This window comes from Psychrosphaera algicola (assembly GCF_028401425.1).
Classification (GTDB): domain Bacteria; phylum Pseudomonadota; class Gammaproteobacteria; order Enterobacterales; family Alteromonadaceae; genus Psychrosphaera; species Psychrosphaera algicola.
On record NZ_JAQOMS010000002.1, the window covers coordinates 4,594,534 to 4,606,963 of the forward strand.

Annotated in this window: 19 protein-coding genes and 1 pseudogene; 12 read left to right on the plus strand and 8 right to left on the minus strand. The window is 38.4% G+C overall.

The window, feature by feature from the left end; translation table 11 throughout:
* Positions 1-65: 65 nt before the first annotated feature.
* The 4 genes from PN838_RS25195 to PN838_RS25205 all read right to left on the minus strand — a co-directional run bounded on the left by PN838_RS25195 (position 66) and on the right by PN838_RS25205 (position 1,865).
* Positions 66-866 (minus strand): hypothetical protein, encoded by an 801-nt coding sequence (locus PN838_RS25195; RefSeq protein ID WP_272182408.1) that lies wholly within the window; start codon positions 864-866, stop codon positions 66-68.
* A complete protein-coding gene (locus PN838_RS25200) occupies positions 848-1,045 on the minus strand; it encodes a DUF3413 domain-containing protein (RefSeq protein ID WP_334313562.1) in 198 nt (65 codons plus the stop codon). The genes PN838_RS25195 and PN838_RS25200 overlap by 19 nt, the downstream gene beginning before the upstream one ends.
* A gap of 169 nt (positions 1,046-1,214) precedes the next feature.
* Complete coding sequence (locus PN838_RS27765; protein ID WP_370661134.1) at positions 1,215-1,433, minus strand: DUF3413 domain-containing protein; 219 nt, start codon at positions 1,431-1,433, stop codon at positions 1,215-1,217.
* A gap of 135 nt (positions 1,434-1,568) precedes the next feature.
* On the minus strand, positions 1,569-1,865 hold the full coding sequence (locus tag PN838_RS25205; protein ID WP_272182409.1) for a YejL family protein: 297 nt from the start codon (positions 1,863-1,865) through the stop codon (positions 1,569-1,571).
* A gap of 202 nt (positions 1,866-2,067) precedes the next feature.
* Here PN838_RS25205 and PN838_RS25210 point away from each other — a divergent pair, with 202 nt between their 5' ends.
* From PN838_RS25210 to PN838_RS25220, 3 genes are all read left to right on the plus strand, one after another.
* Positions 2,068-2,874, plus strand: a complete 807-nt coding sequence (locus PN838_RS25210; protein ID WP_272182410.1) for a nucleoid-associated protein — start codon at positions 2,068-2,070, stop codon at positions 2,872-2,874.
* Positions 2,867-3,103, plus strand: a complete 237-nt coding sequence (locus tag PN838_RS25215) for a hypothetical protein (RefSeq protein ID WP_272182411.1) — start codon at positions 2,867-2,869, stop codon at positions 3,101-3,103. Before PN838_RS25210 ends, PN838_RS25215 begins: the two co-directional genes overlap by 8 nt.
* 111 nt (positions 3,104-3,214) lie before the next feature.
* Entirely contained in the window at positions 3,215-3,649 is a 435-nt protein-coding gene (locus PN838_RS25220; RefSeq protein WP_272182412.1) for a hypothetical protein, read from the plus strand.
* Between the two features lie 594 nt (positions 3,650-4,243).
* Here the strand turns inward: PN838_RS25220 and PN838_RS25225 are convergent.
* Positions 4,244-4,543 (minus strand): YciI family protein, encoded by a 300-nt coding sequence (locus PN838_RS25225; protein ID WP_215964792.1) that lies wholly within the window; start codon positions 4,541-4,543, stop codon positions 4,244-4,246.
* A gap of 173 nt (positions 4,544-4,716) precedes the next feature.
* Between PN838_RS25225 and PN838_RS25230 the strand changes: the two genes are divergently transcribed.
* Entirely contained in the window at positions 4,717-6,138 is a 1,422-nt protein-coding gene (locus PN838_RS25230) for a sodium-dependent transporter (protein ID WP_215964793.1), read from the plus strand.
* A 153-nt stretch (positions 6,139-6,291) separates the two neighbouring features.
* On the opposite strand, the gene PN838_RS25235 is transcribed toward PN838_RS25230, so the two are convergent.
* Positions 6,292-6,687 carry a ribonuclease E inhibitor RraB gene (locus PN838_RS25235; protein WP_215964794.1) on the minus strand — a complete coding sequence of 132 codons (396 nt, stop codon included), beginning with the start codon at positions 6,685-6,687 and terminating at the stop codon, positions 6,292-6,294.
* 90 nt (positions 6,688-6,777) lie between these two features.
* Positions 6,778-7,676: pseudogene (gene queF, locus PN838_RS25240) on the minus strand (NADPH-dependent 7-cyano-7-deazaguanine reductase QueF).
* A gap of 91 nt (positions 7,677-7,767) precedes the next feature.
* Between queF and PN838_RS25245 the strand changes: the two are divergent.
* Both PN838_RS25245 and PN838_RS25250 read left to right on the plus strand, forming a co-directional pair.
* On the plus strand, positions 7,768-7,974 hold the full coding sequence (locus PN838_RS25245; protein ID WP_272182413.1) for a hypothetical protein: 207 nt from the start codon (positions 7,768-7,770) through the stop codon (positions 7,972-7,974).
* 8 nt (positions 7,975-7,982) lie between these two features.
* Complete coding sequence (locus PN838_RS25250; RefSeq protein WP_272182708.1) at positions 7,983-8,309, plus strand: SecY-interacting protein Syd; 327 nt, start codon at positions 7,983-7,985, stop codon at positions 8,307-8,309.
* Between the two features lie 24 nt (positions 8,310-8,333).
* Here the strand turns inward: PN838_RS25250 and rnt are convergent, their stop codons facing one another.
* On the minus strand, positions 8,334-8,963 hold the full coding sequence (gene rnt / locus PN838_RS25255) for a ribonuclease T (protein WP_215964936.1): 630 nt from the start codon (positions 8,961-8,963) through the stop codon (positions 8,334-8,336).
* A 437-nt stretch (positions 8,964-9,400) separates the two neighbouring features.
* On the opposite strand from rnt, the gene PN838_RS25260 reads away from it, so the two are divergent.
* The 6 genes from PN838_RS25260 to PN838_RS25285 all read left to right on the plus strand — a co-directional run bounded on the left by PN838_RS25260 (position 9,401) and on the right by PN838_RS25285 (position 12,429).
* A complete protein-coding gene (locus PN838_RS25260) occupies positions 9,401-9,700 on the plus strand; it encodes a hypothetical protein (protein WP_272182414.1) in 300 nt (99 codons plus the stop codon).
* Positions 9,701-9,713: 13 nt separating this feature from the next.
* Positions 9,714-10,031: a hypothetical protein gene (locus PN838_RS25265; RefSeq protein ID WP_272182709.1), complete on the plus strand. Its 318-nt coding sequence runs from the start codon at positions 9,714-9,716 to the stop codon at positions 10,029-10,031.
* Complete coding sequence (locus PN838_RS25270) at positions 10,007-10,279, plus strand: OmpA family protein (protein ID WP_272182415.1); 273 nt, start codon at positions 10,007-10,009, stop codon at positions 10,277-10,279. Before PN838_RS25265 ends, PN838_RS25270 begins: the two co-directional genes overlap by 25 nt.
* A 287-nt stretch (positions 10,280-10,566) precedes the next feature.
* Entirely contained in the window at positions 10,567-11,112 is a 546-nt protein-coding gene (locus tag PN838_RS25275; RefSeq protein ID WP_215964797.1) for a hypothetical protein, read from the plus strand.
* 117 nt (positions 11,113-11,229) lie between these two features.
* Complete coding sequence (locus tag PN838_RS25280) at positions 11,230-11,601, plus strand: hypothetical protein (RefSeq protein WP_215964798.1); 372 nt, start codon at positions 11,230-11,232, stop codon at positions 11,599-11,601.
* 495 nt (positions 11,602-12,096) lie between these two features.
* A complete protein-coding gene (locus tag PN838_RS25285) occupies positions 12,097-12,429 on the plus strand; it encodes a hypothetical protein (RefSeq protein WP_272182416.1) in 333 nt (110 codons plus the stop codon).
* Position 12,430 lies beyond the last annotated feature (1 nt).

The window sequence follows — 12,430 nt, forward strand, 5'->3', positions numbered from 1 at the left end:
CGCAAACACCCGCTAATTAACAGTCCCATTACTATTCTCAAATGGCGAGTGTTAAGTAGTCTTAGCTATTTTGTAATACGTCGTCCGTTTATTTTCACTATCGCTTTATGTACCGCTTCAATATCCATTGGTTCGTTGACATTTTTATTGGTTGAAAACGTTTTATTAGAAACCAACTGACCTTTAGAAAACAACATGGATTTGTCTTTATAAATTAAGTGGAAATAACCATCACTATAATTACTCGCTACATCCGTAAATTGGACGTCCTCTAATGTTGAATCTAATAAGTTGTCACGAACAAATTCTGGACAATTTAGTCCTTTGTCTATGTAGGACGCCACAATGTTTTGCGCGCTAATAGGGACATCGCCAAATGATTCAAAACCGACAAAAATTGCCGTTGTTCGATAAAACAATTGCTCAGATTTAGACTGGTAAAACAAAAATACTCTGTGGTCTGACAATTTTCCGAAGTCTTGTTCAATATCAAAGGTTTGTTGATGAATTTGAATGGTCAGTTTTTGCTGATCAAACAGTTTATTTATTTCAAGCGGTGTATCTGAATTGGCATAACGGTAAATACCCGGTAAGCCCGTATTCAAATTAAAGAGGTTGGTATCCATGTCGGTGCTAAAACTTAGCTGATGGCTGTGACTAGAAGCGATGTTGTTCGCCTGTAACCAACTTTTAACCTTTGGTTCTATCGATGCGTCCAGTAAATAAATGTGTAGGTTAGGTTTGTCTGTGACGTCACACGATGGCGCAATCGTCGGGCGCATTTCAAACTCCCGATTTGAAACAAACGCAAATTTACTTTTGTTTTGATTGTATTCATTAATATCGATTAGGCCATGACGAACCAATAAGCTTTTTGCTGTAAGGGGTAACTTGCTGGGAACATTGCGCTTTGTTTTGCGATATCGGTATTTACCGTGGCATCACCCCATAAATGCATGGCGTGACTCAAACCAAAACAAATCACTAGGCCCGTTGCGATTTGATTTTTAAATCTATAATTTTGCAGTTGATTAATGCGTTTCAGATCAAGTTACTCACTAAAAATTGGTAACACAATATCCCGATAAACATGACTAAAAGTAGCACCCAATATCCGCCGCCTAAGCTAGCAAGATAAACGTCTTCTACTTCACTGAGTTGGTCAACTGAACTGGTGGATAAATGATAACCTAAACCACGATAGGCAAGGACATCTAAAAATAAAAAAGCTGAAAAAACGCAGCCATAATCGCGCTAACACCACGAATATGCCGTTTATAAGGAAACAAGGTGATTACTGGAAATATCGTTAGAATAAAACAACTAAGCGATATAAACGCAAAATGACCCACCCAAGTGATCAGTAAATAAAACCAACCAATGAAGGTTTCTGGTAGTGGGGAGCCAGAAAAATAAAAAACGAAACGACCAATGCTAAAATTAAATTAGCAAATGTAAACCAGTGACCCCACGCCAGTAAATTAAACGAGCGTTCAGTGTCGTGTTGCCCTTGAAGGTTTATAACCATAACCCAACCGTATTAGTGTTTCGTTAACTTTCTTTTTGTATTAGTGCTGTTTGCCGCCAACCGACGCAAGTAGCGCCTCTGAAAAGCTTTTTGCGATATCCGCTTTTGCTTTTGCAGGCACATTTGAGTCGATGACATTACTAACCGCGTTGCCCAAAGCAATTAATGCCAAGTCTACAGAAGGTTTTTGAGTTTGTATTACAGATAATAATTCTTCTACTAAATTATTAATCTCTTCGTTTGAGTATTTTGATATGATTGGCATATTAAAGTCTGTGCTTTGTTCAAAGATGATAAAAAGCAATGCTAACACAACAAAATGATTAGGAAAAATCATGTCTTTAGAAGTAAATCAATTTTCTATCGCATTTTACGAAAAAAGAAAATACCGACTTTTCCACGAAGTGGGCGGTAATGACAGATAATAGTCTCGGCAAATCAGAATCGTTTGTCGAACAGTTGCATAATATCTATACCGCAAAGCCAAGTAAAAGCTTTGCGGCGTTCAATGAGGAAAAAACACAGCGTTTTCTCAACGCTTGCACAGCTATCTGGCTAACGACGTAGCCTTTGATCATTTATCAAAAGATACGTTGCAATTATTCCAAGCTGAGTTAGAAAAATACGAATTTGAAGAGACGGGATATTTGTTGTTAATCGACTATGAATATGTTGCAAGTCGTTACTTTTTAGTTGGTGTGGTTAATTTGACGGATCATTATTCAGTAGACAGTGAATTTGGGATCAATCGCTCTCGTCATCTGGATTTAAATAAAATACAACTCGCTGCTCGCATTGATGTAAGCAATTTGTTGCACGCAAAAGATGACTTAAAAACGATTTCATTTATAAAAGGTCGTGCCGGTCGTCAAGTAAATGACTTCTTTATGGACTTACTTGGTTGCTCTGAAACAGTCAATGCTAAAGCACAAAGTAAAGAGTTACTTACTGCGATTGACGACTTTATGGCATCGGAGTCACTTGATCCAAAAGAAAAAGCCGAAACCCGTGAAAAAGTATACGAATATTGTAACGAACGTATTGCCAGTGGCGAAGATGCAGAAATGTCTGAACTAAACGACACATTATCGACACTAAGTAACAGTGAATTTAATGATTTTGTCGCAACCAAAGAATACAAATTTGACGATAATTTACCGTTAGATAAAAGTACCGTACGGAAACTGGTTAAATTGTCTGGTGCCGGTGGTGGTGTGTCCGTTTCCTTTGACCGCATCTTATTAGGTGACCGAGTTAACTATCAACCGCAAACCGATACGTTAACGATTAAAGGTGTTCCTGCGTCTCTTAAAGCGCATTTACTAAACGAATTTGGACTTGAGTGAGAAATTTAGAATGTTAAATGTTAAAGCAAAGATTGCTCGAAAAATTCGCGATAAAGCGATTATGCGCGCCAATACACGGATCATATTAGCGGGTAAAACCGCTAATGACTTTGATGAAGAACAACTTGAAGTGATCGTAAGGGAAGAAGAAGACAAGATCAAAGGCAATGCGAAAGAGCGTGGTCTTATGGCTTTGGCGGCGATGTTAGGACTATCGCTCTGGGGATAGTGGTCGTTTTAGGTTGTTTTTGACCCCATTGGTCTGGGTTAACCTTAGGTAAAGTTGCACGTTGATTAAGTTCAGATTTGGCAGATTAGTAAATGGTAGGGTAAGCATAATATGTTTCAACAAATGGTTAGGTTAACGTTAGCAGCAACAATTTGGCGTAAGTACCGCAATTATATTGTCGGTATTTTATCTCTAGTCGCATTTTGGTTATTGCTCAATTTTATTCATCAAGATTATTTGTCTTATGCGCAACTTGATGTTGAAGCTAATCAGTCAATCATCGCATATTCATATGTACTTAAATGGGGATTAATTTTACTGTCTGCTGGGGTATTTATTCGTTACGTGAAAAAGCCACTGAGCAGTGACAAAAACAAAACCCTGCAACGCGAGATGGAAAAGTCACATAAGATCAACAAAGAATCGCCGGTATCGGCGAGTTCCGAGACATTAGAAAATGATCCGTTTGCAAATATTCGAACAAAAAAGTCGTTACGTTCAGAGGCTGATTTTGTTCTTGAAAAAGGTGCAGACAAGAAAAAATAGATAGCTGTAGAACGACTATTTAATGTTTAGTCATAAACCATAATCGATTTGTCGACCGACGATTATGGTAAACAAAAATGTCTTGTTTGAAGAGAACCGGGCACAAGAATAGCCCATACGCAGAATAATATCAGGCCTAGTAGTATTCCAGCTCGCTCATTATCATCAACTTACTAATTCTATCTTTAGACATGCCAACTTCGCATTCTTTTAACCGAGCGGATGCCATCATTACGTCGGGCAAAAGGCTAAGTATTGCCACTGGCAATTGATCTTTTTGAAATTTTGAAAATATTTTATCGATTTTTTAAAACCAGCAATGGCGTCTTTGCGGCCACTTGATTCACTCGCTTCCTCAAGTTTAAAAATAATGCTGTTTTCCCATAAGTCATTTCTCGCTCAAATTGATTGTCGGCAGCATCTAAACAACGAAGATATTTTTTTCGTCCTGTTTATGCTTACTCTGACAATTTTTGATTTCTACAATCGCAGTATCATTAGCGCGAGTGTCCGTCGATATGGTCAATAATAATCCAACACAAACTTGGAGCATGACAATTGATTTCGTAAGCATAAATTAAAACCTCAAATCAGTTATGGTAATACTATTTTATAAGGTTTAACGATGGAGTGGTCGTAAACACCTGCTTTGATATATGGATCTTCATCAGCCCACGCCTTAGCATCGGCTAAAGAATCAAATTCTGCAACAACTAATGAACCTGTAAATCCGGCTTCACCTGGATTTTCGTTATCAATCGCCGGGAACGGGCCAGCAACAAAAAGTCTATTTTGTTGTTTTAAGTCGTTTAAGCGTTTTAAGTGAAGTTCGCGAACGGATAGACGTTTTTCCAAACTGTTTTCTACATCCTGCGAGCAGATCATGTAATACATATAAAAATTCCAATTATTTGAGAAGTACGGATCTTGCTACAAATGACATAAAAATCAAGTCGGATGGGAAGACAGTTGCTAAATTAGTTGATAGCATGCTTCGCAATGGTGATCTTAGTTAACTTAAGGTCAACCTAAAATAATAATTATAATGATAATAAAAGGTAGTCTGTATGAGTGCGGATAGAGAGCATTTTTCGTCAAAACTCGGTTTTATACTTGCCGCGGCCGGCTCGGCTGTTGGTATCGGAAATTTAGTTGGTTTTCCTGTGGCTGCTGCTAAAAATGGTGGTGGTGCGTTTTTGTTTATTTATGCAATTTTTGTCATCGTTATCTGTTTGCCAGTCATGATGGCCGAAATGGCCTTGGGTCGAAGCACAAATAAAGACCCGTTAGGTGCCTATACTGAAATATCTGAAGGCGATAAGAAATGGAAGGTTGCTGGCTTAATCGGTGTCATAACGCCGTTTATGATTGGGGTATTCTATCTCGTAATAACAGTTTGGATATTTGGTTATTTGGCAGGTGCGATTACCGGAGATCTCGATTTACTCGCTAATCCAAACACCTTTGGTGAATTTATTACCGGTAAGTCATTGTTTGGTTACATGGTTGGTGTAGTTGCTTTGACGGGATTCATTCTGATGAGCGGGGTTAAGCAGGGCATAGAACGTGCTGCCAAAATTCTTATGCCGACACTATTTATGCTGTTGGTCATGTTAGTCATCTATGTTTTGACTCTAGATAATGCGATGGCCGGAGTGAAGTTTTATATCTTGCCTGACTTTTCGAAAATAACAGCAAGTGTAGTAAGTGGTGCCTTGTCTCAGGCATTTTTCTCATTATCTCTCGGTATGGGTATATTAATTACCTATGGGTCATATATGAATCGCAATCAAGACATTGCTGATTCTTCTAAGCTAGTCGCTCTAACAGACACAGGTGTCGCTTTTGTTGCTGGTTTAATGATAATGCCAGCGATATTTAGTTTTGACCCTCAAATCGACCCGTCGTCGCTTTCTGAGTCATCCATCTCACTTATCTTCGTATTAATTCCTAAAATATTTTTGTCGCTGCAAACCGACATAGGTTATTTTGGCGCAAGCGCTATCGCATCGGTGTTTTTCTTATTGGTATTTTTTGCGGCGATTACGTCACTTGTATCGATAATAGAAGTACCAAATGCGGCATTAATGGAACAACAATGTATTAGCCGTAAGAAGTCGTTGGTGATTTTAGGACTAATGGTTGTTGTACTAAGTGTATTTGCATCTATGTCGTTTGGAATGTCAGAATTTTTTACCAAGTTTGTTTGGTATGCCGGGGCTGATAAATCCTTATTTGATGTCATTTACGATGTATTTTACGATACTATTTTGCCACTTAACGGCTTGTTAATTTGTTTGTTTGTTTCTATGAGATGGAAAAAACACAACTTTAACAACGCACTTAAAGAAGGGGCTGCAGCTGGTAAACATAGCTTTTTGTTTAAGTATTCAGATGTTGCGTTATCGACCGTCATTCCACTGATCTTATTTGTTATCTTTGCAAATACCGTGGCGTTGAAGTTTTTTGGGGTAAATTTACTCTTCTAACATTAAAGTGAACTCGATGATGTTAGTTATCGACTAGACATTAAAAAAGCCGCTATGATGAAATATGTCCAAGGTTATGGGAGATTTCATCTTAGCGGCTTTTTTGAAGCGTTATTTGGCATCCAAATGAACTGTCGTTAGTAATGTGAGCGTTTAGGTATAAGAATCTTCTTCTAAGTCTTCTTCTGACTCATCATCTTCACCCATATAAACACCCCAACCATCTGAATAACCGTTGTGTTTTTCTGCGATACGTTTGTAGTCTTGTTCAAACTCGCTGATTGCTTCATATGTGACTGGGAGTTCTTTAGAAATTTGCAATTCTATTGCGTCACTCTCTTTACCGCCGTGGTCGTATTTTCTGTTTTCAACCTTAACAATGGCTTCTTGTTCGTCAATTCGTCTTAAGAATATTTTTGCTACAGCATCAGCGTCTTCTTCTTTATGAAAAAGCGCAAAAAAATCGACAACATATTCTTCACTGAAATCAAATCCGGCGTCAAACATCTCTTGTAAAATTTGACCAGTTTCATCTTTGGGAAATTGCATAATATTCCATTTCTAACGTGTTAATTCGTAATAGGGCGATTGTAAGGCAATTTGCCGATAGGTGAAATGTATTCCACCTATCTGACGTAATTATTGCCTGTGGGTTCTTATATTGTGTTCAATAGGTTGACTTGAGCTGCTTCTAAAGGGATTAATATCTAATCCGCCTCTTCTGGTATAACGGGCATAAACCGATAGTTGGCTTGGATTACATGCGTCAATAATGTCACAGTAAATCCGTTCAACACATTGTTCGTGAAACTCATTGTGCATCCGAAACGAGATCAGATAGCGCAATAAGGATTCATGGCAAATTTTAGAACCAGTATAACTAATGATGATGCTTGCCCAATCTGGTTGATTGGTGATCAAACAGTTAGACTTTAATAAGTTGCTGTTGATGGTTTCAGTCACAACTTTTGGACTGCTGTCGCTACTGTCTTCGACGTCGTCTTTGGCAGCAGAGTCCGCTAGTGATAATAACTGGTCATTGTATTGGTAATCAGTAACTGTTATATCAAGTCCGTCGATATTGGTGCCTTAAGCAGTTGTTGAATTTGGAACTTATTAGGATCAGTGACATCAAACAATTCAACATTAACGGGCGCTCCCGCACACAAACTTAAGTCTTTGGCCATGGTTTCTTTAACCATTTCCCAGTCCGAAAACTGAGTTTGATTAAAGCTATTTAAGTATAACTTAAAGGATTTACTCTCAATTAAATTAGGACTTATGGCTGGCACCAAAAACTCTGCGATGGCAACAATAGGTTTGCCATTTGGGTTTAACCAACTTAGCTCATAACCGGTCCATAAGTCGTGGCCGTAAAATGGCATGGCAGCCGGAATGGTGAGTTGATCACGATTTAAGCTCCTTGGCACCGGTTGCAGTAACTTTGCATCGTACTGGTCGTGGTATTTGGTTGTTTTACCTAAAGTTAGCTCGTTTAAAATATCAGATTCGTTATACTTGTCGTTCATGTTTTCCATGTCGTTCATGTCGATTGGGCCAAGAGTTTATATACCGCTGGTATATTTGATATGGCTATTGTACTTAGGTTTAACTAGAAGTGAAAATTTTATGGACCAAGATTTAATTCAAAATTTGACGTCGTTAGTAACAAAGGCGCAGGTGTTGACAGCTGCACGAGGATATAACGACTTTGAACGAGACGAACAATGGCCGTCTCCTTGCGAAACCGAAGTTGACGGACAGTGGCAATGGGCACCGGTATTGCAAACCGAAGCCGGATTTGAGGGGACTTTAGCAATGTCGAATCGGCCTTAAACATTAAAATAGATCAACAATTTCAAGCGTTTTTTTCCACTTACTTTAGTTCAAATATCCTTGCTAAACATAAAGATGGTGATTTGGAGTTATTGCAAGCTTGGTCTGAAGAGGATTATGCTCGTTTGCAACAAAACTTGATCGGTCACTTAATGATGAAACAGCGCCTAAAACAATTGCCAACTTTGTTTTTTGCGGTAACCGACGAAGAAGATCTAAATTTAGTTGTTAACAACTTAACGGGTGAAGTGTGTTTAGAATATGTTGGTAAAGAACCACATACCGTATTGAGTCGAAATTTGGCGACGTTTTTAGCCGAGTGTGAACCAGTTTAGTAAACTGGTTCACGGTAGAGCTATTTATTCGGCTTCTTGCACCATTGGCCAGCCGCCAAGTGCTTTATAACGATTTACCATCATACAAAATAAGTCTGCGGTTTTTTCAGTATCATATAAAGCTGAGTGGGCAGACGCGTTGTCAAAGCCTAACCCGGCTCGTTTACATGCTTCGGCCAAAACGGTATGGCCAAGAGTAAGCGCTGCAAATGAGGTGGTATCGAACGTTACAAATGGGTGAAAGGGTACCCGTTTATAATTTACCCGCTCTACTGCAGACATTAAAAATCCGTGGTCAAATGCCGCGTTATGTGCAACAACTACAGAGCGGTTACATCCTGCCGCTTTCTGGCCTTTTCTGACCATTTTGCAAAGTTCTTTGATCATAGTTGCTTCATCGACTGCGCCACGAAGCGGATTAAATGGGTCGATACCATTAAACTCTATAGCGGCTTTTTCGATGTTTGCGCCTTCAAAAGGTTCAACGTGAAAATGAATTGTTTCATCTTTAACTAGGTTTCCGTCGTCATCCATTTTTAAGGTAACAGCTGCAATTTCTAATAATGCGTCAGTTGTTTTATTAAAACCGGCGGTTTCAACATCAATAACAACAGGATAAAACCCACGGAAACGGGACGCCAATGTATTTGTTATTTGTGGCTCAGCTGGCGAAGTGGCGCTTGGTTGGTTTGGTGATAATTCGTCATTACTCAAGATTTTGGTCTCTTTTTATTGCAGTTTAGATTCAGCGAGAGATTGAAATTATCCCATTTTAGCGCTGGCATTAACACTCAATATTAAATAATCTTTTTATTCAAATTGAAGAATAAAAATAGTGGCTAAAAGTGAGTGTTCGGCCGATATAAATAAGTAACTATTGGCAAAGTGGCGTGGAACGTAAAACTGGAACGTTTTTAGCATGTCCACAGAGGTAATGTCTTATCGTGGTGAAGTGTATGACAAATTCAGCCAGTGCAAATTAGCTCGCTAGAACATTTTCATACGCGTTTTTGAATAATACAAATGATTAGACGACGCAAAATGCGATAACACATTAATTACAATGTGACATGTTGATAAAGGTTTTTTAAATGAACAAGATACTTAAGCAACTGCTCCTTGTTGTGCCATTTTTACTTAGTAGCTTTGTGTCCTCAGCGGGCATGCGCAGCTATAGTGGCACCTTAGAAAACTCCAAATGGCAAGTTTCACAAAAAAGTCGGTTGCAATGCCAACTCACACATAACATTCCAAATTACGGGGAAGCCTTGTTTGTTAGTGAAGCCAATAAAATCTCAAATATGGGTTTTGAGCTTGACCTTAAACGATTACCGGCTGATTATTCGTTAGCGCAGGTGATGTCTGTGCCACCACGGTGGATGCTAAGGTAAGGGCGCAACACCTATTGCAGAACTTCAATGGCATCGTCAATTTAATGGCGACTTAGATGAAAAATCTGCATGGGTCATGTTAACTGAATTAGAAAAAGGGTATTTTCCAACGCTTTATTATGCCGATTGGCACAATAAACGCGACAGAGTGTCAGTGGCATTGTCGGCAACTAATTTTAAAGATAACTATTATCAATTTTTGGACTGCATAGACAATCTTTTGCCGTACAGTTTTGATGATATTTCATATGCGCAATTGCATTTTGAAAAAACAGTTCAAAGCTCGATAAAGCCTCGCGCAATAAATTGGCACAAATCGAAGAATACTTAAAACACGACAAAGACATTGAATTTATTTCTGTCAAAGCTTACAGCTCGTCGTGGGGCGGCAGGTATACCAATTTAAAAATGTCAGAAAAACGAGCCATGATGTTAAAACAATTTTTTGTCGATTTAGGTGTTGTCCAAGACAAAATTGAAACCGAAGGTTTTGGTGAGAAACGCCACATTGCGTCAAACCAAAATGAACTTGGCCGTGGTGAAAACCGCAGAGTTGTTATCGAGCTTATCAAGCCATAACCTCCCAACTCTCCTAAATAAACGGAGCTATCCCGTGACATAGCTCCGCTATCAATTACTAGGATTATAGAGCTTAATTCATAGCTCAAAAGTCAAAAGTCATCCAAATTAAATTTAGATATAAAGTACAGTTGGATTATTCGCTTGAGTAAAGTAATGTATTTAATTAGATAAAACTTGGCAGTAACCAATTAATTGTTGCGACAGTTCATTTGCAGGTGTTCGGGTTGTAAGAGTGTTTGGTCGAACGGATTTAAATAGCGTTTAACATCTTAACGGAGTAAGTGGTGAAGGATTTTGTGGAGTTAGGTTTACCTGACAAAATGGATATTAAGCGTCAATATAACGCGATGACAATCACTAGGAAATGGTTTGGTTGGCAAGTGATTTTTCTAACTGTATTTGCTGTTGTTTGGAATGGTATTATTTTTAACAACTATTTGAGTGTTGAAGCTTACAGTGAGTTGCCTTGGATACATATTATCGCAGGTATTGCTGTAACCTATTACGCCATTACTGGCTGGTGTAATGTCACCAACATTCATGTTACGAAGCAGCAAATTCAAATTAGCCACAAACCATTACCTTGGATTGGCAATAAAACCATAGACTCCCATGACATTAAGCAGTTGTACGTAAAAGAAAAAACCTCTAGAAACCGGAATCACAACTCGTACTCTGTTAGTTATGAAGTCCATACCATTACAAATAGTGGCAAAGTGACGAGATTACTTAGCGGATTGTCAACAAGTGAACAGGCGTTATTTGTTGAGCAAGAAATAGAAAAATACTTGGGAATAGAAAATAAACTAGTTCGTGGTGAGTTAAGTTAATGAGCTGTTTATTACGTTATTAGGTTTTCGTAGCCGATATTGAAATAACAGCGGCGCCAAATTAGACACAATGTGCCTGCGAAATTAGCGCAGGTAAAAGAATACAAGGATGGTTTTATGAAATGTTTTACCCACCAAGTTGATTCCGTTGGAATATGTAAGTCGTGCAATAAAGCAGTATGTTCAGAATGTGCTGTTGATACTGGAAGAGGGCTTGCCTGTAGCGATTTTTGTGTTGAAGAACTGAACGATATAAATGTCATCATGGATAAAAGTAAACAAATTTATGGCATAGGCAATGACAGTAAATTACCGCCTACCGGGATCCTGATGTATATGTTTTTTGCCGCAGCTTTTATAGGTTTTGGCGTTTATCAAACAATATTGAAAGGACGCCCTGACTACTTTTTATTTGTAATGGGAACGGGTTTCTTAGTGGTAGGCGGATTAGCCTGGTACCGTAATAGAAAGTTAAATATCAACTGTTAGTTTTTATCAATTGTTGTATGGATTTGGTAACGAAATGGAATTTTGAAAAATGGAATATAGAAAAGAAAGCGTGATCTCAAGAGTGTTGAAACACTACTTATTGCCCTCAATTTTACTAATATACTGCCTAGTTGGTGCTTTTTGGGCCGGAGTCCCAATGTATAAAAAAAGTGGAACTGTTGAATTGATGGGTACAGAAGCCTTATTTTTGTCAATTGCCCCGCACTATGGTTAATTAGTGATTTAGTTATGTATGAGCCTATTTTAAACCTAAGCAAGAAGCAAAGATTAGTATGGGGTACGTTGATATTCATACCAGCGGTCTATGTGTTTTGTAGTACGATTTTTTCTGATCCCAACTGAAGACGTTAAAAATAAGTTTTTGTGGTAACTCCGGTCATAGTAACGCACTCATTTGACTTTGGAACAGCCTTCAGAATAGACTTGGTTAACAGTTAGTTATTTAAATGTCTGGGATTGAAATTGGTGTAAGTAATGAGCTTTATATTGTTTTTGGCGATTGTTATTGGCTTCACTGTATTGCCGATAATGATTTCGGCCAAGATATTAAAGGCGAACAAAACGTCGTTTAAAGCTTGTTTAATTAGTGCTGTTGGGGCTGTTTCGGTTGAGCATTTCACCCGCACAGCAATTGAAAATCAGGGCTTTGCTGGATTAGCTGCGTTAATCATAAACGGTATACTTTTTTCTTTGGTGCTTGGCACTGGCTTTTGGAAAGGTTTAACTATTTCATTGTTAGCTTTGGGCGTACAAATACTAATTGGGTACATTTTTGTGGGTATAGGGTTATCTACCGGTACTATTTAGG

What these genes read in the sequence shown, in the direction of transcription:
- PN838_RS25205 (WP_272182409.1), bottom strand. Translation starts at nt 1,865, where the DNA reads ATGATTTTTCCTAATCATTTTGTTGTGTTAGCATTGCTTTTTATCATC.
- PN838_RS25220 (WP_272182412.1), top strand. Translation starts at nt 3,215, where the DNA reads ATGTTTCAACAAATGGTTAGGTTAACGTTAGCAGCAACAATTTGGCGT.
- PN838_RS25225 (WP_215964792.1), bottom strand. Translation starts at nt 4,543, where the DNA reads ATGTATTACATGATCTGCTCGCAGGATGTAGAAAACAGTTTGGAAAAA.
- PN838_RS25230 (WP_215964793.1), top strand. Translation starts at nt 4,717, where the DNA reads ATGAGTGCGGATAGAGAGCATTTTTCGTCAAAACTCGGTTTTATACTT.
- PN838_RS25235 (WP_215964794.1), bottom strand. Translation starts at nt 6,687, where the DNA reads ATGCAATTTCCCAAAGATGAAACTGGTCAAATTTTACAAGAGATGTTT.
- PN838_RS25245 (WP_272182413.1), top strand. Translation starts at nt 7,768, where the DNA reads ATGGACCAAGATTTAATTCAAAATTTGACGTCGTTAGTAACAAAGGCG.
- PN838_RS25260 (WP_272182414.1), top strand. Translation starts at nt 9,401, where the DNA reads ATGAACAAGATACTTAAGCAACTGCTCCTTGTTGTGCCATTTTTACTT.
- PN838_RS25280 (WP_215964798.1), top strand. Translation starts at nt 11,230, where the DNA reads ATGAAATGTTTTACCCACCAAGTTGATTCCGTTGGAATATGTAAGTCG.
- PN838_RS25285 (WP_272182416.1), top strand. Translation starts at nt 12,097, where the DNA reads ATGAGCTTTATATTGTTTTTGGCGATTGTTATTGGCTTCACTGTATTG.